At 62.7% G+C, this 24,659-nt stretch carries 23 protein-coding genes; all 23 read right to left on the bottom strand.

All coding sequences use genetic code 11. The features are described from left to right. Positions 1-210: 210 nt before the first annotated feature. The 23 genes from purF to BXE_RS22715 all read right to left on the bottom strand — a co-directional run bounded on the left by purF (position 211) and on the right by BXE_RS22715 (position 24,555). Positions 211-1,761, bottom strand: coding sequence for an amidophosphoribosyltransferase (gene purF, locus BXE_RS22825; protein ID WP_007178795.1), 1,551 nt, complete (start codon positions 1,759-1,761; stop codon positions 211-213). 162 nt (positions 1,762-1,923) lie between these two features. Beyond that, the gene (locus BXE_RS22820; protein ID WP_007178794.1) at positions 1,924-2,418 is read right to left on the bottom strand and encodes a CvpA family protein; all 495 of its coding nucleotides are present in this window, start codon (positions 2,416-2,418) and stop codon (positions 1,924-1,926) included. A gap of 7 nt (positions 2,419-2,425) precedes the next feature. Further along, positions 2,426-3,364, bottom strand: a complete 939-nt coding sequence (locus tag BXE_RS22815) for an SPOR domain-containing protein (RefSeq protein ID WP_011490502.1) — start codon at positions 3,362-3,364, stop codon at positions 2,426-2,428. A 29-nt stretch (positions 3,365-3,393) separates the two neighbouring features. Continuing rightward, positions 3,394-4,704: a bifunctional tetrahydrofolate synthase/dihydrofolate synthase gene (gene folC / locus BXE_RS22810; RefSeq protein WP_011490501.1), complete on the bottom strand. Its 1,311-nt coding sequence runs from the start codon at positions 4,702-4,704 to the stop codon at positions 3,394-3,396. A gap of 295 nt (positions 4,705-4,999) precedes the next feature. Next, entirely contained in the window at positions 5,000-5,872 is an 873-nt protein-coding gene (gene accD / locus BXE_RS22805) for an acetyl-CoA carboxylase, carboxyltransferase subunit beta (protein WP_011490500.1), read from the bottom strand. Between the two features lie 82 nt (positions 5,873-5,954). Then, entirely contained in the window at positions 5,955-6,767 is an 813-nt protein-coding gene (gene trpA / locus BXE_RS22800) for a tryptophan synthase subunit alpha (protein ID WP_011490499.1), read from the bottom strand. Between the two features lie 49 nt (positions 6,768-6,816). Further along, positions 6,817-7,722 (bottom strand): DNA-methyltransferase, encoded by a 906-nt coding sequence (locus BXE_RS22795; protein ID WP_011490498.1) that lies wholly within the window; start codon positions 7,720-7,722, stop codon positions 6,817-6,819. A gap of 11 nt (positions 7,723-7,733) precedes the next feature. Continuing rightward, complete coding sequence (gene trpB / locus BXE_RS22790; RefSeq protein WP_011490497.1) at positions 7,734-8,927, bottom strand: tryptophan synthase subunit beta; 1,194 nt, start codon at positions 8,925-8,927, stop codon at positions 7,734-7,736. Positions 8,928-8,987: 60 nt separating this feature from the next. Further along, complete coding sequence (locus BXE_RS22785) at positions 8,988-9,701, bottom strand: phosphoribosylanthranilate isomerase (protein WP_011490496.1); 714 nt, start codon at positions 9,699-9,701, stop codon at positions 8,988-8,990. Next, positions 9,698-10,510 carry a tRNA pseudouridine(38-40) synthase TruA gene (truA, locus tag BXE_RS22780; RefSeq protein WP_011490495.1) on the bottom strand — a complete coding sequence of 271 codons (813 nt, stop codon included), beginning with the start codon at positions 10,508-10,510 and terminating at the stop codon, positions 9,698-9,700. The genes BXE_RS22785 and truA overlap by 4 nt, the downstream gene beginning before the upstream one ends. Next, positions 10,507-13,155, bottom strand: a complete 2,649-nt coding sequence (locus tag BXE_RS22775) for a FimV/HubP family polar landmark protein (RefSeq protein WP_011490494.1) — start codon at positions 13,153-13,155, stop codon at positions 10,507-10,509. The genes truA and BXE_RS22775 overlap by 4 nt, the downstream gene beginning before the upstream one ends. 139 nt (positions 13,156-13,294) lie before the next feature. Next, positions 13,295-14,416, bottom strand: coding sequence for an aspartate-semialdehyde dehydrogenase (gene asd, locus BXE_RS22770; protein WP_011490493.1), 1,122 nt, complete (start codon positions 14,414-14,416; stop codon positions 13,295-13,297). 358 nt (positions 14,417-14,774) lie between these two features. After that, entirely contained in the window at positions 14,775-15,842 is a 1,068-nt protein-coding gene (leuB, locus tag BXE_RS22765; RefSeq protein WP_011490491.1) for a 3-isopropylmalate dehydrogenase, read from the bottom strand. Positions 15,843-15,993: 151 nt separating this feature from the next. Beyond that, positions 15,994-16,647 carry a 3-isopropylmalate dehydratase small subunit gene (gene leuD / locus BXE_RS22760; protein WP_011490490.1) on the bottom strand — a complete coding sequence of 218 codons (654 nt, stop codon included), beginning with the start codon at positions 16,645-16,647 and terminating at the stop codon, positions 15,994-15,996. An 88-nt stretch (positions 16,648-16,735) separates the two neighbouring features. Further along, complete coding sequence (locus BXE_RS22755) at positions 16,736-16,894, bottom strand: entericidin A/B family lipoprotein (RefSeq protein ID WP_040124161.1); 159 nt, start codon at positions 16,892-16,894, stop codon at positions 16,736-16,738. Positions 16,895-16,900: 6 nt separating this feature from the next. Continuing rightward, complete coding sequence (gene leuC / locus BXE_RS22750) at positions 16,901-18,310, bottom strand: 3-isopropylmalate dehydratase large subunit (RefSeq protein WP_011490489.1); 1,410 nt, start codon at positions 18,308-18,310, stop codon at positions 16,901-16,903. Positions 18,311-18,640: 330 nt separating this feature from the next. Next, the gene (gltA, locus tag BXE_RS22745; RefSeq protein WP_011490488.1) at positions 18,641-19,942 is read right to left on the bottom strand and encodes a citrate synthase; all 1,302 of its coding nucleotides are present in this window, start codon (positions 19,940-19,942) and stop codon (positions 18,641-18,643) included. An 82-nt stretch (positions 19,943-20,024) separates the two neighbouring features. Continuing rightward, entirely contained in the window at positions 20,025-20,297 is a 273-nt protein-coding gene (locus BXE_RS22740) for a succinate dehydrogenase assembly factor 2 (protein WP_011490487.1), read from the bottom strand. Position 20,298: 1 nt separating this feature from the next. Continuing rightward, the gene (locus BXE_RS22735; RefSeq protein WP_011490486.1) at positions 20,299-21,003 is read right to left on the bottom strand and encodes a succinate dehydrogenase iron-sulfur subunit; all 705 of its coding nucleotides are present in this window, start codon (positions 21,001-21,003) and stop codon (positions 20,299-20,301) included. A gap of 24 nt (positions 21,004-21,027) precedes the next feature. Next, on the bottom strand, positions 21,028-22,803 hold the full coding sequence (sdhA, locus tag BXE_RS22730) for a succinate dehydrogenase flavoprotein subunit (protein WP_011490485.1): 1,776 nt from the start codon (positions 22,801-22,803) through the stop codon (positions 21,028-21,030). A 4-nt stretch (positions 22,804-22,807) separates the two neighbouring features. Continuing rightward, positions 22,808-23,176, bottom strand: a complete 369-nt coding sequence (sdhD, locus tag BXE_RS22725) for a succinate dehydrogenase, hydrophobic membrane anchor protein (RefSeq protein ID WP_011490484.1) — start codon at positions 23,174-23,176, stop codon at positions 22,808-22,810. A gap of 4 nt (positions 23,177-23,180) precedes the next feature. Then, entirely contained in the window at positions 23,181-23,594 is a 414-nt protein-coding gene (sdhC, locus tag BXE_RS22720) for a succinate dehydrogenase, cytochrome b556 subunit (protein ID WP_011490483.1), read from the bottom strand. A gap of 157 nt (positions 23,595-23,751) precedes the next feature. Continuing rightward, positions 23,752-24,555, bottom strand: a complete 804-nt coding sequence (locus BXE_RS22715; protein WP_011490482.1) for a GntR family transcriptional regulator — start codon at positions 24,553-24,555, stop codon at positions 23,752-23,754. Between the last annotated feature and the right edge of the window lie 104 nt (positions 24,556-24,659).

Here is a 24,659-nt window from a genome sequence, read left to right as displayed (position 1 = left end):
CGCTTTTGCGTCGGCATAAGCGGGCTTCATGTGCGGGGGAAAGCTGGAGCGGAGGCGGATGAGTGCGGCTTTTCCACCCTTCGCTTTAGCTGTTTCGGGTTGCCCCGCGTCCGCAAGCTGAGATCAAATCGACGCAAGCCGCCATGCTAACACGCTCCCGGCGCGGCGTGCAGCGTGCCGCACCGGAAGCGGAACCGTTCAAGCCCGCGTTCAACCTACCGACAGTTGCAGATGCAGTTGCGAACGGGCCGGGCCGCCGCCGTCGAGCGCTTCGCTTGCGGCGTCGCGGTCCGATTGCGAGGACGGTGCGAGACGCGCCGTTTCGATGCGATCCAGGTACTCGGTGGTAACGTCGCCGGTCACGTAGTTACCGTCGAAACACGACGCTTCGAATTCCTTCAGCGCCGGGTTGATATCGCGCACGGCCTGCTTGAGCGCGTCGACGTCCTGATAAACGAGATGGTCCGCGCCGATCATGCGCGCGACTTCGTCGTCCGAGCGGCCGTGGGCGACGAGTTCGCCGCGCGTGGGCATGTCGATGCCGTAGACGTTCGGGAACTTCACCGGCGGCGCCGCCGAAGCGAAGATCACCTTGTTCGCGCCGGCATCGCGCGCCATCTGCACGATTTCATGCGACGTGGTGCCGCGCACGATCGAGTCGTCGACGATCAGCACGTTCTTGCCCTTGAACTCGATGCCCATCGCGTTCAGCTTCTGGCGCACCGACTTCTTGCGCACGGCCTGGCCGGGCATGATGAAGGTGCGGCCAACGTAACGGTTCTTGAAGAAACCCTCGCGGTATTCAACGCCCAGCTTCTTCGCAACCTGCATGGCGGCCGGACGGGACGAATCGGGAATCGGCATCACGACGTCGATCGCGACGTCGGGCAGTTCGCGCCTGATCTTCTCGGCGAGGTAGTCGCCCATGCGCAGACGCACGTTGTACACCGGCACGCCGTCGAGCACCGAATCCGGACGCGCGAGATACACGAGTTCGAAAATGCAGGGGTTCAGGCTCGGGTTCGTCGCGCATTGCTGCGAGTGCAGATTGCCTTCGAGGTCGATGAAAATCGCTTCGCCCGGCGCCACGTCGCGCACGAATTCGAAGCCGATACCTTCGATCGCCACCGACTCCGACGCGAGGATCCACTCGACGCCTTCGGCCGTTTCCTGCTTGCCGAGGCACAGCGGGCGGATGCCGAACGGGTCGCGGAAGCCGAGCAGGCCGTAACCGGCGATCAGCGACACGATCGCGTACGAACCGCGCACCCGGCGATGCACGCCCGACACGGCGTTGAACAGTGCAGCCGGATCGAGTTGCAGGCCCGAGCTGGAAAGCTGCAATTCGTGCGCGAGCACGTTGAGCATCACTTCCGTGTCGGAATTGGTATTGATGTGGCGGCGATCGATGCGGAACATCTCATCTTTCAGTTGCTGCCAGTTGGTCAGATTGCCGTTGTGCGCGAGGATAATGCCGAACGGCGCGTTCACGTAGAACGGCTGGGCTTCTTCTTCGCTCGACGCGGAACCGGCGGTCGGATAGCGGACCTGGCCGATACCGGTCGTGCCGGGCAGGCTGCGCATGTTGCGCGTGCGGAACACGTCGCGCACCATGCCGTTCGCCTTGTGCATGTGGAAATTGCTGCCGTTCGCCGTCGCGATGCCGGCGGCGTCCTGACCGCGGTGCTGCAGAAGCAGCAGGCTGTCATAGATCAGCTGATTGACCGGAGAGTGGGAAACTACGCCTACGATGCCGCACATGGCATGTCCTTCAAAGGTACGAAATTCGTCATGGCGGCCGCTGCCTGCGACGGCGTCCCGAGGGATTTCCTTCGGGGCGTTCGCAAAGCTACGCGACCGAACGTAAAGGCAGCCGGTTTGCGCCGGAGTCCTGCTGCCGTTCCCTAACCACTCGCCTGATCGTCACACTCGGACGTAAGCAGCCAGCGTCTCGGGAAGCAGCGGTTTCATTACGTGCACGCCCTCGACCGCATAGGGCCGAAGCAAGGCGTTGCGCCAGAATTCCTGTTGGGGCAGTTCGGTCAAGCCAGCCAGGGCGACCAGAATCAGCACCAGAATGACCCCGCGCACGAGGCCGAACATCAAACCGAGCGAGCGGTCCACGCCGCTCAAGCCGGTTGCCTGCACGATGCGGCTCAACAGGGCGTTCAACACGCTCGCCACCAGCACCACACCGATCACCACCAGCGCGAAGGCCAGCAGCCACTGGGTCAACGCGCCGCCCGGCCAGTTGGACGGGATCAACGGCACGACATAACCCACGAAGCGGCAAGCAATGAAAAACGCCGCAATCCAGCCGATCAGCCCGAATATTTCCGACAAAAACCCGCGCCATGTGCCGCGCAGCGCCGACAAACCGATCACCGCCATTACAGCGTAGTCGAAGGCAGTGAACATCGCAGGCTTACTGTGCGGCGCCGCTGTTCGCGCCCGACATCAAGCCGGCCTCGCGAACCTTTGCAATGGCGGCGCTTGCCGCTGCACGATCGGCGAACGGGCCGGCTCGCAGCAACGTGAGCGTGGAACCGTCAGCCTGCTTCCGATGCTCGGTATATGCGGGCACGCCCGCCGCTTTCAACTTGGCGGCCCAATTACGCGCGTTGGTGTCGTTTGCAAACGCGCCGAGTTGCACGGCGAAACGGCTGCCCGGCGGCGACGCCGGCGTGCCGGAATTCGCGTCCGCGCCGGCGGCCGCGTTTGTGTCGTCGGAACTGGGTGCCTGAGCGGTCGGCGCCGGAGTGGCCGGTGCGGGAGCGGTCGCGGCGTTGTGCGTGACCGGCGGTTTGGCCGGCTTGGCGGGCGCTGCGGGCGCCACTGGCGTGGTGTTAGCGGCGACGGACGGTGCCTGCGGTTTCACCGCCGGCCTGGCCGCGGGCGCTGCTGCGTTCGTGTCCGCGCCCGGCGGCTTCGTGGCGGCGGACTGCCCTTGCCTCGCTGCCGTGGCCGGCGCAAGACCGGATGCCGCGAGTGCCGCGTCGGGCGTGGGATTGTCGGGTGCTACACCGGCCTGCGTGTCTTCCTCGGCTTTGGCGAGTTTCGGCGCGGGGCGGCTTGGAATGTCGATGGAAATGTCGTCTGTAACGGGCTTGGGATGCGAGTCCAGCACCATTGGCAAGATGACGACCGCGGCCACGACCATTGCGATCGCGCCAACCAGGCGGCGACGCGCTCGCTGCTTTTCCGGCAACGTAGGGTCGAGCAGCATCGCATCGGCGTCGACGGTGCGCTCCGTGCGGCGGGTCCGCCGCTCCACGCGCTCGCCACGGGCGGCCCGGGTGGAACTGGTGTTTGCGCCGCGCCGGGTGGGCGCGTCGTCTTTCTTGCCGAACGAGAAAATTCCCATGAATCGCTTGGTTCGAGGCTGGCGCCCGTTCAGTGTTGCTGCGATTTACGGTAGGCCATGACGCCCGCTACCGTATAGAAACTGCCGAAAACCACGATTCTATCATTCTCTGACGCTCGTTTTAGCGCGTCTTGGAAAGCCTCGGCCGGCGTTGCGTAGCGCGTCACGCTGCTGTCGGCGCTCTCGCCCACGCCTTGCTCGCGCAAGGCCGCTTCGAGTTGTTCCGCTGACGCCGCTCGCGGCGTCGGCAAATCGGTCACGCACCAGTGATCGATTTCGCCTTTCAGATGCGTCAGCAGGCCGGCAATGTCCTTGTCTCGCATCGCGCCGAACACCGCGTAGGTGTACGGGAAGAAACCCATGTTGCCGAGATTTTGCGTCAGCACCGCCGCCGCGTGCGGGTTGTGGCCGACATCCAGCACGATGGCCGGCTTGCCCGGCAACACCTGGAAACGTCCCGGCAGTTCAACGTTGGCGAGGCCGAGGCGGATATCCTGCGCGGACACCGGCAAGCGGTCGCGCAACGCTTCGAGGCCGGCGAGCGCAGCCGACGTGTTGATCAACTGATTGGCGCCGCGCAGCGCCGGATAGGCCAGCGCCGAACGCCGCATGGTCGGGCCGACATAGCTCCATTGCTGACGCTCGCTGCCGGCCTGCCCTTCATAGCGGAAATCGCGGCCGAACAGCCACAATTGCGCGCCGATTTTTTCCGCGTAATCGATCAGCGATTGCGGCGGCACCGGGTCCGCACAGATCGCCGGCTTGCCCGGACGGAAAATGCCGGCTTTTTCGAACGCGATTTTTTCGCGCGTGTCGCCCAGATAGTCCGTGTGATCGATATCGATGCTGGTGATGATCGCGCAATCCGTATCGAGGATATTCACCGCGTCGAGCCGGCCGCCGAGGCCGACTTCGAAAATCACCGCGTCGAGTCCGCGCGAAGCGAACAGGCTCATGATCGCCAGCGTCGTGAATTCGAAGTAGGTCAGCGTGACCGGCTCGGCGAGGCTCAGGCGCGCGGCTTCGACGGCTTCGAAGTGCGGCAGCAGATCCGCGTCGCTCGCCATTTCGCCGTTCACCCGCGCGCGTTCGTTGAACGACAGCAGGTGCGGCGACGTATGGCAGCCCACCGTGTAACCCGCGCGCAGCAGAATGGATTCGAGGATCGCACACGTCGAACCCTTGCCGTTCGTGCCCCCGACCGTGATGACCGGACATGCGAACGACAGTTGCATTGCGTCACGCACCTGGGCGATGCGGGCGAGACCCATGTCGATGCCGACCGGATGCGCGGATTCAAGGTGCGTGAGCCAGGCGTCGAGGGTGGGGAATGTGGTCATCGGATGAATCGCGAGTGAATCGGTTTGGCGGTATTGCGAATGTGCGGCTGCGGCTGCGGCTGCGGCTGCGGCTGCGGCTGCGGCCAGAGCCTGGTCTGCCGGGCGGGTTTATGCGCGGAAACCGGAAGCTGCCTGCGCTGGCCGTCGTTTGCAGCTGGCGCTGCGTTGCGAGACCGTGATTATCGCGGAAATGACAGCGCGCCGCTTGATCACTCATGCGGCGCGCTGTTTTTACTGGCTTTTCGGTGGTGCTCACGCTTGAGAACGCGCGGCGATGGCTCACCGTGGGAACGGCTTACGCCACCGCGTCTGCCGGTTGATGGCTCAGAAGCGCCATCAGTTGAGCGATCTCTTCACGCAGCTTGCGACGGTCGACGATCATGTCGATCGCGCCCTTCGTCAGCAGGAACTCGGCGCGCTGGAAGCCTTCCGGCAATTTCTCGCGCACGGTTTGCTCGATCACGCGCGGGCCGGCAAAGCCGATCAGCGCCTTCGGTTCCGCGATCACCACGTCGCCGAGGAACGCGAAACTGGCCGATACGCCGCCCATAGTCGGGTCGGTCAGCACGGAGATGAACGGCAGCCTGGCTTCGGCGAGCTTCGTCAGCATGGCCGTGGTCTTCGCCATTTGCATCAGCGAAAGCAAGCTTTCCTGCATCCGCGCGCCGCCCGAAGCGGTAAAACAGATGAACGGCACTTTCTGTTCGAGCGCGTTCTGCGCGCCGCGCACGAAGCGCTCGCCGACCACGGAGCCCATCGAGCCGCCCATGAACGAGAACTCGAAGCAGGCCACCACCACCGGCAGCGTATGGATCGCGCCGCCCATGACGACCATTGCGTCGGTTTCGTCGGTGTCGTCCATCGCTTCTTTCAGACGGTCGGGGTACTTGCGGCTGTCTTTGAACTTGAGCGCGTCGACCGGGACGATTTCCTGGCCGATTTCGTAGCGACCTTCCGGATCCAGCAGGCCGTCGAGCCGCTCACGCGCGCCGATGCGCATGTGGTGGTCGCATTTCGGGCAAACATGCAGATTGGCCTCGACGTCATTGCGGTACAGCACGGCTTCGCACGACGGGCACTTGATCCACAGGCCTTCCGGAATTCCCTTGCGGTTCTTCGGGTCGGTTTGTTTGATTTTCGGCGGCAGCAGTTTATCGAGCCAGCTCATAGGGAATCCTTCTGGGGTCTACGATTCGCGCGAACGGCGGGACAGGCCCGCCGCTCACACTACAGAAGACAAAAATTAACTGTTATCGGGCAGTCGCGACGCTGTCCAGCGCCTCGCGCACTTCTGCGATGAAACGCGTAAGCGTAGCGGCAGCGCTTTCCGGCGCCGCCTGTTCCAGCAATTGCACGATACGGCTGCCGATCACGACGGCATCGGACACTTCGGCCACCGCACGCGCTGTCTGCGCGTCGCGTATACCGAAACCGACGCCCACCGGCAGGGGGACGCGCGACTTGATGGCCGGGATTTTACTCGCGATGCTGGAAACGTCCAGATTTGCCGCTCCGGTCACGCCTTTCAACGACACGTAATAGACGTAGCCGCTGGCGATTTTCCCGACTTCCGCGATGCGTTCGTCGGTTGAAGTGGGCGCCAGCAGGAAAATCGGGTCGATGCCCGCAGATCGCATCTGTTCGGCGAAGTTAGCACATTCTTCCGGCGGATAGTCGACAACCAGCACGCCGTCCACGCCAGCCTCCTTTGCTGCCCTGGCAAAAGCCTCGGTGCCCATGCGCTCGATCGGATTGGCGTAGCCCATTAGTACTACGGGCGTCGTGTCGTTGGTTTCGCGGAAGCGCTTGACGTCGGCAATCACATGGCGCAGCGACACGCCTTGCGCCAACGCCCGCTCCGACGACTGCTGGATGACCGGGCCATCGGCCATCGGGTCGGAAAACGGTACGCCGAGTTCGATCACATCCGCGCCGCCGGCGGCGAGCGCATGCATGAATTCGACGGTGCGGGCCGGGTCCGGGTCGCCGGCCGTCATGAACGGAATCAGGCCTTTCTTGCCTTGGGCGGACAGCGCAGCAAACGTGTTCTTGATACGGGACATGGAATATTCTCGGATTGAGTTACTGCGCAGCATGCTCGTTGCACGCCGGTCATTGCACTTCGGTCTGCCGTTGAGTTTTGGCCTTGACCCGGCGCGCTACCGGCGGCGCGGCAGCAGCGCTGACGCGTTCACGCGCGATCGCGCAGTAACTTTCATTGATCTCATAGCCGACGAATTCGCGCTGCTGACGGGCGCAAGCGACTGCGGTGGTGCCGCTGCCCATGAAAGGATCGAGCACGCGCCCGCCCTTCGGACAACTTGCCAGCACCATCCGCTCGACGATTTCCAGAGGCTTCTGGGTGGGGTGCGCGACGCGCTCAGCGTGTTGCCGATGCAGTCGCGATACCGACCAGACATCCTTCGGATTATAGCCAACCTCGAGCCACTTACTGCCTTCGAACAATTTACGCGAACGCGCCTTCTTCGTGGCGGCATCGTACGGGATGCGGACGGGATCGAGATCGAAAAAGTAATCTTTCGATACCGCGAAAAAGCCGATGTTGTCGTGTACCGAGGTAAAGCGGCGCACCGTTCCGCCCATGCTCGGCACACGCCGGTCCCAGATGATTTCGTTGATCATCGTGAGTTTTGTCTTCAGGAAGCTGAAGATTTCCGGCGCGTACTGCCACGTGCAGAAAATGTAGAGCGAACCCGACGGCTTGAGCTTCGGAATAGCCAGTTCGAGCCAGCCACGCGTCCAGGAGAGGAAATCGTCGCCCGTGCGCATGTCGGAGTCGTTGCCGTAATCCTTGCCGAGCCCATAAGGCGGATCGCATAGGATCAGGTCGATCGACCCGTCGGGAATATTCGCAACATCGGACAGGAAATCGCGGTTCAACAGCTGGATGCCGGCGGGCACCTGCGGTAACAGCGTTGCAGGCGCGCCGGCCGCCGGTGCGCTGGCGGCCGGCACGGTTTCAATTGCCGGCTGCGGCTCGTCGAACTCGTCGCGCATCGTCGCGGCGCTCAGAACTGAATGCCCGATCGCTCGGCGACCGTATGCATGTCCTTGTCGCCGCGGCCCGACAGATTGACCAGAAGGTATTTGTCCTTCGGCAGCGTCGGCGCGAGCTTCGTGGCGTAGGCCAGCGCGTGGCTGGATTCCAGCGCCGGAATAATGCCCTCGATGCGGCAGCAATCGTGAAACGCCTTGAGCGCTTCTTCGTCGGTGATGCCGACATATTCCGCGCGTTTGCTCTCTTTTAGCCACGCGTGCTCAGGACCGACGCCGGGATAATCGAGGCCCGCCGACACCGAATGGGTTTCGATGATCTGGCCATTTTCGTCCTGAAGCAGGTAGGTGCGGTTGCCGTGCAGCACGCCGGGACTTCCGCCGATCAGCGAAGCAGCGTGGCGACCGGTTTCGATGCCGTCGCCGGCCGCTTCAACGCCGATCAATTTCACGGAAGCGTCGTCAATATAGGGGTAAAAGATCCCCATTGCATTCGAACCGCCGCCAACGCACGCGATCACTGCATCCGGCTGACGACCGACCAGCTCCGGCATCTGCACCTTGCATTCGTCGCCGATCACACGCTGGAAATCGCGCACCATCATCGGATACGGGTGCGGTCCTGCCACGGTGCCGATGATATAGAACGTGTCTTCGACGTTAGTCACCCAATCGCGCATGGCTTCATTCAATGCGTCCTTCAGGGTACGCGAGCCCGACTCGACCGGCACGACAGTCGCGCCCAGCAACTTCATGCGGTACACGTTGGCGGCTTGGCGGCGCACGTCCTCGGCGCCCATATAGACGACGCACTCCATGCCGAAACGCGCGGCGATGGTGGCCGTGGCCACGCCGTGCTGGCCGGCGCCGGTTTCCGCGATTACGCGCGGTTTGCCCATGCGCTTGGCGAGCAGCGCCTGGCCGATCACGTTGTTGATCTTGTGCGCGCCTGTGTGGTTCAAATCCTCGCGTTTGAGGAAAATCTGCGCGCCGCCGAGCATGTCGCTCCAGCGCTGTGCGTGATAGATCGGCGACGGACGGCCGACGAAATACTTCAATTCGCGCTCGTATTCCGCGACGAAATCAGGGTCTTTCTGATATTTCCCGTACGCCGCCCGCAGCTCGTCGAGCGCGTGAACCAGCGTTTCAGCGACGAACGTGCCGCCAAACTGGCCGAAATGGCCTCTTTCGTCAGGCAAGTTATACATTGTGATCACTCTTCTCAGTGTGGCGCTCGGCTCTCGTGCAAGAGCGCCGCGGCGCCGGAATCATTCGGCGTCCGCTGCGCGCACCGCGCGTACGAACGCCGCCATCCGGGCGTGATCTTTCACGCCCTTGGCGCCCGGCGATTCGATGCCGCTCGAGACATCGACCGCGTACGGGCGCACGCAATGGATCGCATCACTGACGTTTTGCGCGCTCAACCCACCACTCAAAACGGCCCGACGCGCGAGCCCTGCTGGAATAAGTGACCAATCGAAGACCTTCCCGCCGCCGCCGTACCCTTCGACATGGGTGTCGAACAGAAGGCCGCTGGCTGCTGAATAGCTAAGAGCCGATTTTACCAAATCGGCCGGCTGAGTATCCGCCGCAACGCGCAACGCACGCAACCAAGGCAAACCCGCAACGCCGGCGAGCGATTCACACTGCCCGGCAGTCTCGTCGCCGTGAAACTGCAGCAGCGTGAGCCCGACGTTGCTCACCACTTCGCGGATCCAGTCCGGCGTGGCATTGACGAACAGGCCCACCACCGAGACGAACGGCGGCACGTCGCGCACGAGTTCGACCGCCTGCGCGACGCTGACCGAACGCGGGCTCGGCGGATAGAACACGAGGCCGATCGCATCGGCGCCGAGGTCGATCGCGTGGGCTACGTCTTCGGGCTTCGAGAGCCCGCACAGCTTGATGCGCGTGCGATGCGGTGCGGGCAACTGCTCCATGCCGCTGCTGGATTCTCTCGCGAGGTTTTCGGTTGATTTCATGTTTGCGCCTGCTCGGTCCATACGGTACTCCACGGCACGCTGCCTGTCTGCGGCGCGGGCACCGCGAATTGCTCAGGATAGCCCACCTGCGCCAGATACAGGCCGTCGGGCATGAAGGTGGGCGCGGCGAACTCGCGATCACGGCTCGCGAGCACCTCGGCCATCCATTCGACCGGGCGACGGCCACGGCCGATGTAGACCAGACAGCCCATCAGGTTGCGCACCATGTGGTGCAGGAACGCGTTCGCCCGAAAACGGAAATGAATGAAGTCGCCCTGCTGCCGCACGTCGATCTGATACAGATGTTTGACCGGCGTTTTCGACTGGCATTGCGACGAACGAAAAGCCGAAAAGTCGTGCTCGCCGATCAGATGAGCGGCGGCCGCCTGCATCGCGTCGACGTCGAGCGCCGCATGCACCCAGCCGGCGCGCGCCGCCAGCATCGGCGAGCGCACGGGATGAACGTACAGCACGTAGTAGTAGGTGCGTTCGAACGCCGAAAAACGCGCGTGGAATTCGTCGGGCATCGGCTTGGCCCACTGCACCGAGATCGTCTTCGGCAAAAACGAGTTGGTGCCGCGAACCCACGAAACGTCCGCGCGATCGAGTTCGGTATCGAAATGCACGACCTGGCCGAGACCGTGCACCCCCGTATCCGTGCGGCCCGCGACAATGGTTTGCACCGGCGTTTGCGCGAATTCGCGCAACGCCCGTTCGAGCTCGTCCTGCACCGTGTTGCCGTGCGGTTGCGACTGCCAGCCGCAGAACACCGAGCCGTCGTACTGGACGCCTAGAGCAATACGCTTCACGACAACGGGGCGAGCGTCGAGAGCAGCGCGCGGGCCTCGGTGCGCGTAGCCGGATCGTTCGTCTCGATCACTTCGTTGATGAGAGCGCGCGCGCCCGACAGGTCGCCGAGTTCGATGTACTCGGTAGCCAGATCGAGCTTGTTGCGGGCGATGCGGGTGAGATCGGCCTGCGTGAACGCGGGCAGCGGCTCGGCCGGGCCGGGCGGCAACTCGAGGTCGAAGTCGAGCTTCAACGCGCCGAAGCCGGACGCGCCGAGGCCCGCGCCCAAGCCTGTACCCAAGCCGGCGCCCAGTCCTGCGACGGCCGCGTGGCCCGCTGTGCCGGCGGAGATCTCGTCGGCGATGTGCGGCGTGTCGTCCGGATGATGCTCGGCCGCGGATTGTTTCGCCGTGGCTTCCTGTGACGACATCGGCTGCGTCGACAACGAAGCGGGCGCATGCACGTGGTCGGCGGACGACTCGACGCGCGGTGGCAACGGCATGTCGAGGCTGCCGAAGGCATCGACGGCGTCGCGCGGAAACTCGGTCGGCACAGTGGGCGCGGGTTGGGAATGCACCGGCGCTGCCGGTTCGGGCAGTGGTTCCTGCGGTGCGGCAGGCTCATCGTCCCATTGCAGACGGTGAACGGGTTCCTCATGCGGGAAGGCTTCGTCGAGGGGCTCGGGCGGCGCCAGCGGCAAAGCCTCGGCACCGAGTTCCGCAGCGGCGGCGAGGCTCGCGGCCATCGTCGCGTCATCGAAGTGATCGAGCGGCGGCGCAGGAAGAGGTTCGGGCGCGAAATCGCTCTGAGCGGACGGCGCAATGTTCGGATCGACTTGCGCGGGTTCGGCGGACGCGGACGTGACGTCGCGCTCCTGCCAGACGCGCTGGGGCGTGGCGGGGTCTTGTGTGGGGAAGGTTGCGTGAGCGGTGGCTTCGTGGCCGGATGCGGGTTGTTGGGTTGCGGCGTGCTCGGCCGCTGCGCGTTCCGTTGCCGCCTGCTCTGCCGTTGCGCGTTCCGTTGCTGTCTGTTCTTCGGCTGCTCGCTCTGCTGCGGTCTGCTGTTCGGTTGCGCGTTTCGCCGCAGCCTGTTCTTCGGCTGCTCGCTCTGCTGCGGCCTGCTGTTCGGCTGCGCGTTCCGCTGCGGCCTGTTCTTCGACTGCTCGCTCCGCCGCAGCCCGCTCTTCGGCCGCGTGTTCTGCCGCAGCCTGCTCTGCCGCCACGCGTTCTGCCGCAGCCCGTTCTTCGGCTGCTCGCCCTGCTGCGGCTCGCTCTTCGGCCGCACGCTCCGCCGCCTGTTCCTCTGCTTCTCGCGCCGCCGCCCGGCGAATTTCCGCGTCGCGCTCCGCCGCCACGCGTTCCGCCATCTCGCGCGCCGCCGCCTCGCCTTCCGCAGCCTCACGCTCGGTGGCCGCCAGCGCTGCCGCATTTCGTACGGCTGCTTCGTCGGCCGCGTCCGGCGCTTCGTGCACCGGAATCTCCTCGCGCGTCGAAGCGATGTCCTGCTGGCCCGTTACCCGTGCGGACACTGCGGAATCGCCTTCCGTCGACACAGCTTCAGCCGCCGCGACACGCTCACGCTTGCGGCGCCCCATACGCAAAGCCGCAAGCAGCACCACCAGCGCCGCGCCAACCGCAGCCGCCACGCTCAGTTCCGTCTGCGACATGCCGGCATCTTTCGACGTCGAGGCCACCGGCGTAGCGACATGACCCGGCGCAGCCGCTGCCGAGGACGCACCCGGCGCCGGCTGCGCGACGCCGGTCGGGGCAGTGGCCGTTACAGCCGGCGTACCGCCGATACCATGCTTCTGCAACTCCATCAGCACGCGGTTTTTCAGCGCCAGCAATTGCTGCAGGCTCGAGACCTGCGCACGCGGCTGCGATGCCGGCTGTGCGGCGCTCGTCCCCGCAGTTGTTGCGGCGCCAGGCGCCGAAGCGCCTTCAGCAGGCTCGCTAGCCGACGGTTGAATCGATCCGGCCCATTCATGGGCGCCGCTCGCCGGCAGCGCCGCCGCCTGCGATCCCACGAGCGGGGCAGAAGACACCACCGCCGCCGGCGCCGCCGAACTGGCCTCGGCAGCTACACTGGCCGTCGCCGCAACGGCAGGAGCGGCAGGCGTCGCGGCCCGAGCCGCTGCACTTGCCGCACTCACGGCGCTTGCCGCCGCCGCATTGACCTGCGCCACGCCGCTCGCCGGCCCACTCGCCACCGCTGTGCCCGGCGCGGAAGCCGGCGTCGTAGCAGCCGTCGCGGAAACGGCGGACGCAGCACCCGCCGACGACGCAGCCAGCGCACCCGACGCATCCAGCACCGGCACCGTCAACACCGCGCCCACGCGCATCCGGCTCGGGTCATGGCTCATGAAGGCATTCGGGTTCGCCTCGAACAATGCACGCGACGCACGTGCGAGCGTCGCCCGGTCGTGCGACTGCGTGACGGCAATCGCCACGTCGTTCAGCGACTGCCCGGCGCGCACCGTGACTTGACCACCGTTCGCGTACGAAACGGCAGCAGCGTCCGGCGCGCTTGCGGCATCGCCCGGCGCGGCGACCGCGCTACCCAGCCCGGCGCCGGCCAGCGCAAAGGCCAAAGCGGCGGTGGCCATCAATTGGCCAGCACCTCGATGAACGAACATAGCCCGAAGGGATGAGAGTCGAAGGTTCATCGGGACTCCTGGCGCGTCAGCGCGCAGCCCTTTTTTGCGGTTGGAGAGAGACAAGATAATCGGAGCACACAATGAAAAAAGCGCCGCGCAAGCGCGACGCTTCTTGAGTTTTCTACGCGTCGTGAGCGCGTAGTTTACTTTACTTGTCGAGCACAATGCGAAGCATGCGACGCAGCGGCTCCGCGGCGCCCCACAGCAGCTGATCGCCGACGGTGAAAGCCGACAGATATTCGCCGCCCATCGCCAGTTTGCGCACGCGGCCAACCGGCACCGTCAGCGTCCCCGTCACGACCGCCGGGGACAGATCGCGCATCGACGCTTCACGCTCGTTCGGCACGACCTTGACCCAGTCGTTGCCCGACGCGAGGATGCTGTTCACCTCGTCCAGCGGCACGTCCTTGTTCAGCTTGATGGTCAGCGCCTGCGAGTGGCAGCGCATTGCGCCGATCCGCACGCACAGGCCGTCCACCGGAATCGAACCCGGCGTGCCCATAGCCGGCTTGCCAAGAATCTTGTTGGTTTCGGCGCCGCCCTTCCATTCTTCTTTCGACATGCCGTTGCCGAGATCCTTGTCGATCCACGGAATCAGCGAGCCGGCGAGCGGCACGCCAAAGTTGCCGGTCGGCATGCGGTCGCTGTTCATCGCACTCAGAACGCGGCGGTCGATGTCGAGAATCGCCGACGACGGATCAGCCAGATCTTCCTTGGCTGCACCGTACAGCGTGCCCATTTGCTGCAGCAGTTCGCGCATGTTTTGCGCGCCCGCGCCCGAAGCGGCCTGATACGTCATGGCCGTCATCCAGTCGACGAGGTTTTCGCGGAACAGCCCGCCGAGCGCCATCAGCATGAGGCTGACCGTACAGTTGCCGCCGATGAAATTCTTCTGGCCCTTGACCAGCGCGTTCTTGATCACGTCGAGGTTGACCGGATCGAGAATGATGACCGCGTCGTCCTTCATGCGCAGCGACGAAGCCGCGTCGATCCAGTAGCCGTTCCAGCCCGCCGCGCGCAGCTTCGGGAACACTTCGTTCGTGTAGTCGCCGCCCTGGCACGAGATGATCGCTTCGCACTTCTTCAGGTCTTCAATGCTTGTCGCATCTTTGAGCTTGGTCTCGTTTTTGGCGAACGACGGCGCGTTGCCGCCCGCGTTGCTGGTGCTGAAAAACACCGGTTCGATAAGATCGAAATCGCCTTCCTGCTGCATGCGTTGCATCAGGACGCTGCCGACCATGCCGCGCCAACCTACGAGACCTACGTTCATGACTTCATACCCTTCGAATGGAAACTTCCCCGCATCTTTGCCCGCAGTGACCGCGCGGGGAAGATGAGCGGGCACGACGGACGATCAGCGTTTCGTGATCGTTTTCGGGGTAATCGTTTTAATGGAAGCTTTGGCGGTAATGGCGAGCTCAACCGCACGGGCCGTTTTGCCGTGCAGTTTCGAAATCGAGGAGATTTGAGCTGTGTGCGCCATCGCTACAATATACACGAAAACCGGAATCCGGCGACGTCAATATCCGCCGTTATCGCCCGTATTGCGCGCGAATCGGCCTCATTCGAGGCCAATTCGCGTTTTAAAGGCCGTTTGACGACCTGACACTGCTTGCCTTGTCTGCTTTTTACAGCGCTGCAACCACCGCATCGCCCATAGCAACCGTGCCGACCTGCTTGCAACCCGGCGTGACAATATCGCCGGTGCGATAGCCCTGTTCGAGCACCTTTTTCACGGCGTTTTCAATGCGGTCCGCCTGCTCCGCCTTGTTCAGCGAGTAGCGCAGCATCATGGCCGCCGACAGAATCGTGGCGAGCGGATTCGCCACACCCTTGCCGGCGATGTCCGGCGCCGAACCGTGCGACGGCTCGTACAAACCCTTGTTGTTCTTGTCGAGCGAGGCCGACGGCAGCATGCCGATCGAACCCGTGAGCATGGCCGCTTCGTCGGAAAGAATGTCGCCGAACATGTTGCCGGTCACAATCACGTCGAACGATTTCGGCGCCTTCACCAGTTGCATGGCTGCGTTGTCGACATACATGTGCGACAGTTCGACGTCCGCGTATTCCTTCGAGACGTCGATCATCACGTCTTTCCAGAACTGCGACGTTTCGAGCACGTTGGCCTTATCCACCGACGTCAGCTTCTTGCCACGCTTTTGCGCCGCCTGAAACGCGACGTGCGCAATGCGGCGCACTTCGGGCTCCGAATAGCGCATCGTGTCGAAACCTTCCTTCGAGCCGGCGAACAAACCGTCCGGTGCTTCGCGCACGCCGCGCGGCGAACCGAAATAGATGTCGCCGTTCAGTTCGCGCACGATCAGGATGTCGAGGCCCGAGACGATCTCTTCTTTCAGCGACGAAGCGCCGGTGAGTTGCGGATAGCAGATCGCCGGACGGAAGTTCGCGAACAGTTGCAGGTGTTTGCGCAGCCCGAGAATGGCCTGCTCCGGGCGCAGCGCGCGTTCGAGCGAGTCGTACTTCCAGTCGCCCACCGCGCCGAACAGGATGGCGTCGGCCTCTTTCGCCAGCGCCAGCGTCGAATCAGGCAGCGGGTGGCCCTTCGCTTCGTAGCCCGCGCCGCCAACCGGCGCTTCTTCGAGTTCGAACTTTTCGCCGAGCACGTTCAGGACCTTGACGGCTTCCTTGACGATTTCGGGACCAATGCCGTCGCCCGGCAACACTGCGATCTTCATGCGAATTCCTTGAGGTTTTCTTCGAGAGTGAGAGTGCCCCAGACCTGTCGCTTCGCGTCAGGCCCCCCGAGGGGGAGCAAGAAAACTTGGTCGGCCCGGCGTTTTCTTGCGAGCTTGAATCAGCGAGCGGGCCGGATAGGCCCTCACGCATTTAACCGACGATGCGGTGAGCCAGCCACGGCTGCTTCGCGATCCGCTCCGCTTCGAACTGGCGGATCTTGTCCGCGTGACGCAGCGTGAGACCGATGTCGTCGAAGCCGTTCAGCAGGCAGTACTTGCGGAACGCCGCGACTTCGAACGGATATTCGGTGCCGCCGTCCGCCGTGCGCACGACTTGCGCTTCGAGATCGACCGTCAGCTTGAAGCCGTTGAACGCATACGTTTCGTTGAACAGGTGATCGACTTGCTGTTCGGTCAGCACGATCGGCAACACGCCGTTCTTGAAGCAGTTGTTGTAGAAAATGTCGGCGAAGCTCGGCGCGATCAGCGCGCGAAAGCCATATTGCTCCAACGCCCACGGCGCGTGCTCACGCGAACTGCCGCAGCCGAAGTTCTTGCGCGCCAACAGCACCGAAGCACCTTGATAACGCGGCTGGTTCAGCACGAAGTCCGGATTCAGCGGGCGCTGCGAATTGTCCTGACCCGGCTCGCCGTGGTCGAGGTAGCGCCATTCGTCGAACGCGTTCGGACCGAAACCCGTGCGCTTGATCGACTTCAGGAATTGCTTCGGAATGATCGCGTCCGTGTCGACGTTTTCGCGATCGAGCGGCGCCACGACGCCGGTGTGTACGATGAATTTTTCCATGACGCTTGCGCCTGTTTCGAGACCGGGCGATGCGCGCAGCGACTAAAAAAAGCCGCTTTGCGCATGGCCGGCAAAAATCAAAAACCGCTTATTTATCAGCGTGATTGCTGATCGAATTGCCGAGGTGCGACATGTCCTCGCCGAATCCGTGCACCGTGTTGCAACCGGCCAGACCGAGCAATAGCCCAGCCAGGGAACCGAGCGCGAAGCGGCGCAATAGAGTGGTGCGATTCATGTTCTTCATCATGCGTGTTTATCCAAGCTTGCGAATATCGACGAAATGCCCTTCGATAGCCGCAGCCGCAGCCATCGCGGGGCTCACGAGGTGGGTACGGCCACCGGCGCCCTGACGACCTTCGAAATTACGATTCGACGTGGATGCGCAACGCTCGCCCGGCTCCAGCCGGTCGGCGTTCATGGCAAGACACATCGAGCAACCTGGTTCACGCCATTCGAACCCGGCGTCGGTAAAGACCTTGTCGAGGCCTTCACGTTCCGCCTGCGCCTTCACGAGCCCCGAACCCGGCACGACCATCGCCAGACGAATGTTCGGCGCCACGCGGCGGCCCAGTTTCTTCACGACGTAAGCCGCGGCGCGAATGTCTTCAATACGCGCGTTCGTGCACGACCCGATGAAGATTTTATCCGGCTTGATCGATTCGATCGGCGCATTCGGTTCGAGCGCCATGTATTTCAGCGCGCGCTCCAAGGCGTCGCGCTTGACCGGGTCCTTCTCGCGATCCGGATCCGGCACGCGGCCGTCTACGGCCGTGACCATTTCCGGCGACGTGCCCCACGTGACTTGCGGCACGATCTCGGCGGCGTTCAGCTCGACCACGCGGTCGAATTGCGCACCGTCGTCCGATTTGAACTGTTTCCAGTACTCGACCGCGTGGTTCCACTCCACACCTTCCGGCGAGAACGGGCGGCCCTTCAGGTATTCGATGGTGGTGTCGTCGACCGCGACCATGCCGGCGCGCGCGCCCGCCTCGATCGCCATGTTGCAGACCGTCATGCGGCCTTCCATGGAAAGCGCGCGGATGGTCGAGCCGCCGAATTCGATTGCATAGCCCGTGCCGCCCGCCGTGCCGATCTTGCCGATGATGGCGAGCACGATGTCTTTCGCGGTGCAGCCGCGCGGCAGCGCGCCTTCCACCTTCACCAGCATGTTCTTGCTCTTCTTCTGCAGGAGCGTTTGCGTGGCCAGCACGTGCTCGACTTCCGACGTGCCGATGCCGTGCGCCAGCGCGCCGAACGCGCCGTGCGTGGACGTGTGCGAGTCGCCGCAGACGATCGTCATGCCCGGCAGCGTCGCGCCCTGCTCCGGCCCGATGATGTGCACGATGCCCTGCCGCAGATCGTTCATCTTGAACTGGGTGATGCCGTAGGCGTCGCAGTTGGAATCGAGCGTGTCGACTTGCAGCCGGGAGATGGGATCGGCAATGCCGTGGCTGCGGTCCGTGGTCGGCACGTTATGGTCCGACACCGCGAGGTTCGCGCTGATGCGCCACACCGGCCGCTCAGCCAGCTTCAGGCCTTCGAACGCCTGAGGGCTGGTCACTTCGTGCAGCAGGTGACGGTCGATGTAGAGAATCGTCGTGCCGTCTTCTTCCGTGTGGACCACGTGTGTGTTCCACAATTTGTCGTAGAGAGTCTGTGCCATAGTATGCGGGGTAGTAATGACTGCGGGCTGACCGTGTCGGTCGATTATGCCACGCAGAGTTCCGCTTTGGGCCGCTCAATCGGGAAGAAAACTGATAAAAAACAGTGAGTTGGGTGGTAGTGCCGATACCTGTATCGACGTTACCCGCCAAGCCTGCGCGCGGTTGCGGCTTGCTGCACCGCCGCGCAATTGCATGCTCGAACACGCGAGACGGAACCTGAAAACAAAATGCCCCGGCCGGGGAGAACCCGTCGGGGCATTTCTTATCAACCAGATTCCGTGTCGGCCCGCAGCAAAACAGCCGCTACGAGCTCTGCGGATTCAAACCGATTAACGTTGCGCGATCGGCTTGGCTTCACGTTGCGTGTCGCCAATGAACAGCTGACGCGGACGGCCAATCTTCTGTTCCGGATCCGCGATCATTTCGTTCCACTGTGCGATCCAGCCGACCGTACGCGCCATCGCGAAGATACACGTGAACATGGAGGTCGGGATGCCCAGCGCGCGCTGCACGATGCCCGAGTAGAAGTCGACGTTCGGGTACAGCTTGCGCGACACGAAGTATTCGTCTTCCAGTGCGATCTTTTCCAGCGCCATTGCCAGCTTGAACAGCGGGTCGTCGTGCAGGCCCAGTTCTTCCAGCACTTCGTGGCAGGTTTCGCGCATCAGCTTGGCACGCGGATCGTAGTTCTTGTAGACGCGGTGACCGAAGCCCATCAGCTTCACGCCCGAGTTCTTGTCCTTCACCTGCTTGATGAACTCGGGAATGTTGTCCACCGAGCCGATTTCTTCCAGCATGTTCAGTGCGGCTTCGTTCGCACCGCCGTGCGCCGGGCCCCATAGACACGCGATACCGGCCGCGATACACGCGAACGGATTCGCACCCGACGAACCGGCGAGACGCACGGTCGAGGTCGACGCATTCTGTTCGTGGTCGGCGTGCAGGATCAGGATACGGTCGAGCGCGCGCACCAGCACGTCGTTGACCTTGTACTCTTCGCACGGGTTCGAGAACATCATGTGCATGAAGTTCGCGCTGTACGACAGGTCGTTCTTCGGGTACGCAAACGGCTGGCCGATGCTGTACTTGTACGCCATTGCCACCAGCGTCGGCAGCTTCGCGATCATGCGAATAGCCGACACTTCACGGTGACGCGGATTGTTGATGTCGAGCGAGTCGTGATAGAAGGCCGACAATGCGCCGACTGCGGCAACCAGAATCGCCATCGGGTGCGCGTCGCGACGGAAACCACGGAAGAAGAAGTGCATTTGCTCATGCACCATTGTGTGGTTCGTGACCGTCTTCACGAATTCGGCGTTCTGCTGTGCGTTCGGCAGTTCGCCCTTCAGCAGCAGATAGCAGGTTTCGAGGAAGTCGGCGTTTTCCGCGAGGTTGTCGATCGGGTAGCCGCGGTACAGCAACTCGCCCTTATCGCCGTCGATGTAGGTGATCGCCGAATTGCACGCCGCCGTCGACATGAAGCCCGGGTCGTACGTGAACTTGCCGGTCTGGCCGTACAGTTTGCGGATGTCGATCACGTCCGGGCCGAGAGTGCCCTTGTAGATCGGCATTTCAACGCTCGGCGAATTGTCGCTGAACGATAGCGTGGCTTTAACATCTGACGGGGTCATAGCAGATCCTCAATCGAAGTATGGAAACAGGGTTTCGATAATTGCACGCCTGGAACAACGGACAAGCGGGCGTACACGCCGCTCAGGCATTCCGCAGCAACTCCAGCACCCGGACCACATCCGGGTCGGCAAGGTCGCCTTCCGGTTCCTTGCGCGCGAGCAGCAAGTCCATCAGGTCGTTATCGCTCAGCTCGAGCAGGCGTGTGAGGGCGCCCACGTCGGCATCGCTGAGGTCATGCTCATATCGGCCGAAAAAACGCTCAAAGATCAGATCGTTTTCCAGCAGGCCCCGCCGTGCGCGCCAGCGAAGGCGCGCACGGCGGAGAGGGTCGGACTGATGCGATGTGTCGTCCATCTCAAACAGCGCGGCGAACCATCAATTCCTTGATCTTGCCAATCGCCTTGGTCGGGTTCAGGCCCTTCGGACAAACGTCGACGCAATTCATGATGGTATGGCAACGGAACAGACGGTACGGATCTTCCAGGTTGTCGAGACGCTCGCCCGTCGCCTCGTCGCGGCTATCCGCGATGAAACGGTAGGCTTGCAGCAGGCCGGCCGGGCCGACGAACTTGTCCGGATTCCACCAGAAGCTCGGGCACGACGTCGAGCAGCTAGCGCACAGGATACATTCGTACAGGCCGTCGAGCTCGTCGCGTTCTTCCGGCGACTGCAGACGTTCCTTTTCCGGCGGCGGCGTGTCGTTGATCAGATACGGCTTGATCGAATGGTACTGGTTGAAGAACTGCGTGAAGTCGCAGATCAGGTCGCGCACCACAGGCAGGCCCGGCAGCGGACGCAGCACGATCTTTTGCGGCAGGTCGTTCAGGTTCGTCAGGCACGCCAGACCGTTCTTGCCGTTGATGTTCATTGCGTCCGAACCGCACACGCCTTCACGGCACGAGCGGCGGAACGACAACGTCTCGTCCATTGCCTTCAGCTTGAGCAGTGCGTCGAGCAGCATGCGTTCGTGCGAGTCGATCTCGATCTCGTACGTTTGCATGCGCGGCGCTGCGTCCTTGTCCGGGTCGTAGCGATAAATTTCAAATGTACGCTTTGCCATTTCTGAATTCCTTTGACTTGTGCCTTAGAAGGTCCGCGCTTTCGGCGGAACCGATTCGACCGTCAGCGGTTGCATGTGAACCGGCTTGTAGTCGAGGCGATCGCCTTTGCTGAACCACAGCGTATGGCGCAGCCAGTTTTCGTCGTCGCGATGTTCGAAGTCGTCCTGCGCGTGCGCGCCACGGCTTTCCTTGCGCGCTTCGGCGGAAACCATCGTGGCGCGTGCCACTTCGATCAGGTTCGCCACTTCCAGCGCTTCGATACGCGCCGTGTTGAACACCTTCGACTTGTCCTTCAGATGGATGTTGTCGACGCGGTCGGCCACTTCGCGGATGCGCTCGACGCCTTCAGCCAGCAACGCCGAGGTACGGAACACACCGGCGTGCTTCTGCATCGTGCCGCGAATGTCGTTCGCGACCGATTGCGCGTACTCGCCCGAGGACGAGCTATCGAGCTTAGCCAGACGCGACAGTGCGAAATCAGCGGCGTCGGCCGGCAGTGGCTTGTGCTCCTTGATTTCCTTCACGTGCTTGACGATGTGGTTGCCGGCCGCGCGGCCGAACACCACCAGGTCGAGCAGCGAGTTCGTGCCGAGACGGTTCGCACCATGCACCGACACGCACGAGCATTCGCCCACTGCGTAGAAACCGTTGACCGGATCTTCCGCGCCCTTCGACGTGCCCACCACCTGGCCGTGAATGTTCGTCGGAATACCGCCCATCTGATAGTGGATGGTCGGCACGACCGGGATCGGCTCTTTAATGCAATCGACGTTCGCGAACTTCAGCGCGATTTCGCGGATAGACGGCAGACGCTTCATGATCGTCTCGGCGCCGATGTGCGACAGGTCGAGCAGCACGTGATCCTTGTTCGGACCCACGCCGCGGCCTTCCTTGATTTCCTGGTCCATTGAACGCGACACGAAGTCGCGCGGCGCCAGATCCTTCAAAGTAGGCGCGTAGCGTTCCATGAAACGCTCGCCGTTCGAGTTGCGCAGAATGCCGCCTTCGCCGCGCACGCCTTCGGTAATCAGCACGCCCGCGCCGGCCACGCCGGTGGGGTGGAATTGCCAGAATTCCATGTCTTGCAGTGCGATGCCCGAACGCGCGGCCATGCCCAGGCCGTCACCCGTGTTGATGAATGCATTCGTGGAAGCCGCGAAAATGCGGCCCGCGCCGCCCGTGGCGAACAGCGTGGTCTTGCCTTCGAGAATGTAGACGTCGCCGGTTTCCATTTCCAGCGCGGTCACGCCGAGCACGTCGCCTTCGGCGTCGCGGATCAGGTCGAGCGCCATCCATTCGACGAAGAACTGCGTCTTGGCCGCCACGTTCTGCTGGTACAGCGTGTGCAGCAGCGCGTGACCGGTACGGTCGGCGGCCGCGCAAGCGCGTTGCACCGGCTTTTCGCCGTAGTTCGCGGTATGGCCGCCGAACGGGCGTTGGTAAATCGTGCCGTCTGCATTACGGTCGAACGGCATGCCGAAGTGTTCGAGTTCGTAGACTGCGTTCGGCGCTTCGCGGCACATGTACTCGATCGCGTCCTGGTCGCCGAGCCAGTCGGAACCCTTGATCGTGTCGTAGAAGTGATAGTGCCAGTTGTCTTCGCTCATGTTGCCGAGCGAAGCGCCGATGCCGCCCTGGGCAGCAACCGTGTGCGAACGCGTCGGGAACACTTTGGACAGCACGCAGACCGACAGACCGGCGCGCGCGAGTTGCAGCGAAGCGCGCATCCCCGAGCCGCCTGCGCCGACGATAACCACGTCAAACTTGCGACGCGGCAGAGAATTCTTGATTGCAGCCATTCTTTTACACTCTCCAGAGAATCTGCGCAGCGTAGCCCGCACATGCGAGCAGCCAGACGATCGTCAGCGCCTGAAGGAACAGGCGCGTGCCAACGGGCTTCACATAGTCCATCCAGATGTCGCGGATACCAACCCACGCGTGATAGAACAGCGAGAGCAGCGTGACAAACGTGGCGAGTTTCATCCATTGCGTCGCGAAGATCGACGACCAGCCTTCATACGAGAAATCGCGCGCGCCGAAGAACCAGACGAGCAGGATTACCGTGTAGATCGCCATCACGCAGGCAGTAATGCGCTGGGCGAGCCAGTCGCGCAGACCGTAATGTGCGCCGACGACGAGACGCTTCGGACCGATTCGGTTATTAGCTGCCATTTTTTTAGAATGCTCCGAAGAGTTTGAGCGCAAATGCAATCGTCAGGAGCGACGAAACGACCAGAACGACGACGGAAGTTTGCTTGCCACCCTCTTTCGTCACCGCGCGGTGCGTGTCCATCACCAGGTGGCGGATGCCGGCGCAGAAGTGAAACAGGAAGGCCCACGCGAGAACGAGCGTGATGAGCTTGACGATGATGTTGGAGAGAAAACCTTTGAAGACTTCGAAACTGAGTTCAGAAGTCAGACTCTGATCGAAGAGGTACAGCAGGAACGGAAGAAAAACAAAAAGCAGACCACCGCTCAAGCGGTGCAAGATGGATACTCGCCCCGCTAGAGGGAGACGGTATGCCGTCAATATCTGCCCGATACCGATGTTCCGGAATTCCGGCCTCGGTTTTTTTACGGCTTCAGCCATGCTAGACCCCTACTATGTAGTCACACTAATCCGCAATTTTAGCGCCTTTTTATATCGCGCTGCAGCGAAAACCACCACAGGTCCGTTACACCACGCGCGATAAAGGCGCTTTCAAACAGGCGCGCGTGTGGGACGCGTCGCCCTCGTTCAGCCCGATTCAGCTTAGATCGTTCTGATAGTAATACCCGGTTGTGACATACCAACCACGACGCACCTCGACCGGCCGGTCTCCATATGTATAGGACACGCGCTCGACCGAGAGCAGCGGAAAACCCGACGGCACATGCAGCAGATCGGCCACCGCGGGCTCGGCCGCCACCGCGCGGATCTTCTCCGTTGCGCGGATCATTCGCGTGCCGAATTCCGTCTCGAACATCGCGTAGAGCGGACCTTTGTATTCCGACAGCCGTTCGAGCGTGAGGCCGCGAAACACGGCGCCCGGCAACCAGATTTCGTCCAGTACGGTGACTTCGCCGTCGAACTGCAGCAGGCGCTTGATCAATACGACCGGATCGGCCGGCTTCAGATCGAGTTGCCGCGCGATGTCCGCCGAAGCGCGCAAGCGCCGGCATTCGAGCAGGCGGCTGACATGCGGGTGTTCCGCACCGTCGTCGGCCAGCAATCTCAGGAAGCGAAACTGGGCGCGATCTTCATTGTGCGTTGCAACAAACGTGCCCTTGCCCTGACGCCGCACCAGCAGGTTGTCCGCGGCGAGTTCGTCGATCGCTTTGCGCACCGTTCCCTGACTGACCTTGTATCTGGCGGCCAATTCGACTTCACTAGGAATGATCTCGCCGGGTTTCCACTCGCCGCTTTCGAGGCTCTGCGTTATCAGCCCCTTGATCTGCTGATACAAAGGGCTGAAAGTGGGCGACGTGGCCGGAGCGGCGGCAGCGGGTACACCTTCGCCCGCGGCGCCCTGGCCGTTCGGATTCGTGGTGTTCGCCGGGTTCGAATTCATGCGCGCATTTCATCATAAAGGGCTAGTCCACGTCTAGGGTTTTCCCAGTAACAGTTATGTCTTATATAAGACATAAGATAATGTTGACTTTGTCTTTGACGACT

It is taken from the genome of Paraburkholderia xenovorans LB400 (assembly GCF_000013645.1).
GTDB lineage: Bacteria > Pseudomonadota > Gammaproteobacteria > Burkholderiales > Burkholderiaceae > Paraburkholderia > Paraburkholderia xenovorans.
The sequence above is the reverse complement of the archived record's forward strand: the minus strand, read 5'-3'. Positions and strand labels throughout refer to the sequence as shown.

What these genes read in the sequence shown, in the direction of transcription:
- purF (WP_007178795.1), bottom strand. Translation starts at nt 1,761, where the DNA reads ATGTGCGGCATCGTAGGCGTAGTTTCCCACTCTCCGGTCAATCAGCTG.
- BXE_RS22820 (WP_007178794.1), bottom strand. Translation starts at nt 2,418, where the DNA reads ATGTTCACTGCCTTCGACTACGCTGTAATGGCGGTGATCGGTTTGTCG.
- BXE_RS22815 (WP_011490502.1), bottom strand. Translation starts at nt 3,364, where the DNA reads ATGGGAATTTTCTCGTTCGGCAAGAAAGACGACGCGCCCACCCGGCGC.
- folC (WP_011490501.1), bottom strand. Translation starts at nt 4,704, where the DNA reads ATGACCACATTCCCCACCCTCGACGCCTGGCTCACGCACCTTGAATCC.
- accD (WP_011490500.1), bottom strand. Translation starts at nt 5,872, where the DNA reads ATGAGCTGGCTCGATAAACTGCTGCCGCCGAAAATCAAACAAACCGAC.
- trpA (WP_011490499.1), bottom strand. Translation starts at nt 6,767, where the DNA reads ATGTCCCGTATCAAGAACACGTTTGCTGCGCTGTCCGCCCAAGGCAAG.
- BXE_RS22795 (WP_011490498.1), bottom strand. Translation starts at nt 7,722, where the DNA reads ATGCGCGACGAGTTCGACGAGCCGCAGCCGGCAATTGAAACCGTGCCG.
- trpB (WP_011490497.1), bottom strand. Translation starts at nt 8,927, where the DNA reads ATGTATAACTTGCCTGACGAAAGAGGCCATTTCGGCCAGTTTGGCGGC.
- BXE_RS22785 (WP_011490496.1), bottom strand. Translation starts at nt 9,701, where the DNA reads ATGAAATCAACCGAAAACCTCGCGAGAGAATCCAGCAGCGGCATGGAG.
- BXE_RS22775 (WP_011490494.1), bottom strand. Translation starts at nt 13,155, where the DNA reads ATGAACCTTCGACTCTCATCCCTTCGGGCTATGTTCGTTCATCGAGGT.
- asd (WP_011490493.1), bottom strand. Translation starts at nt 14,416, where the DNA reads ATGAACGTAGGTCTCGTAGGTTGGCGCGGCATGGTCGGCAGCGTCCTG.
- leuB (WP_011490491.1), bottom strand. Translation starts at nt 15,842, where the DNA reads ATGAAGATCGCAGTGTTGCCGGGCGACGGCATTGGTCCCGAAATCGTC.
- leuD (WP_011490490.1), bottom strand. Translation starts at nt 16,647, where the DNA reads ATGGAAAAATTCATCGTACACACCGGCGTCGTGGCGCCGCTCGATCGC.
- BXE_RS22755 (WP_040124161.1), bottom strand. Translation starts at nt 16,894, where the DNA reads ATGATGAAGAACATGAATCGCACCACTCTATTGCGCCGCTTCGCGCTC.
- leuC (WP_011490489.1), bottom strand. Translation starts at nt 18,310, where the DNA reads ATGGCACAGACTCTCTACGACAAATTGTGGAACACACACGTGGTCCAC.
- gltA (WP_011490488.1), bottom strand. Translation starts at nt 19,942, where the DNA reads ATGACCCCGTCAGATGTTAAAGCCACGCTATCGTTCAGCGACAATTCG.
- BXE_RS22740 (WP_011490487.1), bottom strand. Translation starts at nt 20,297, where the DNA reads ATGGACGACACATCGCATCAGTCCGACCCTCTCCGCCGTGCGCGCCTT.
- BXE_RS22735 (WP_011490486.1), bottom strand. Translation starts at nt 21,003, where the DNA reads ATGGCAAAGCGTACATTTGAAATTTATCGCTACGACCCGGACAAGGAC.
- sdhA (WP_011490485.1), bottom strand. Translation starts at nt 22,803, where the DNA reads ATGGCTGCAATCAAGAATTCTCTGCCGCGTCGCAAGTTTGACGTGGTT.
- sdhD (WP_011490484.1), bottom strand. Translation starts at nt 23,176, where the DNA reads ATGGCAGCTAATAACCGAATCGGTCCGAAGCGTCTCGTCGTCGGCGCA.
- sdhC (WP_011490483.1), bottom strand. Translation starts at nt 23,594, where the DNA reads ATGGCTGAAGCCGTAAAAAAACCGAGGCCGGAATTCCGGAACATCGGT.
- BXE_RS22715 (WP_011490482.1), bottom strand. Translation starts at nt 24,555, where the DNA reads ATGAATTCGAACCCGGCGAACACCACGAATCCGAACGGCCAGGGCGCC.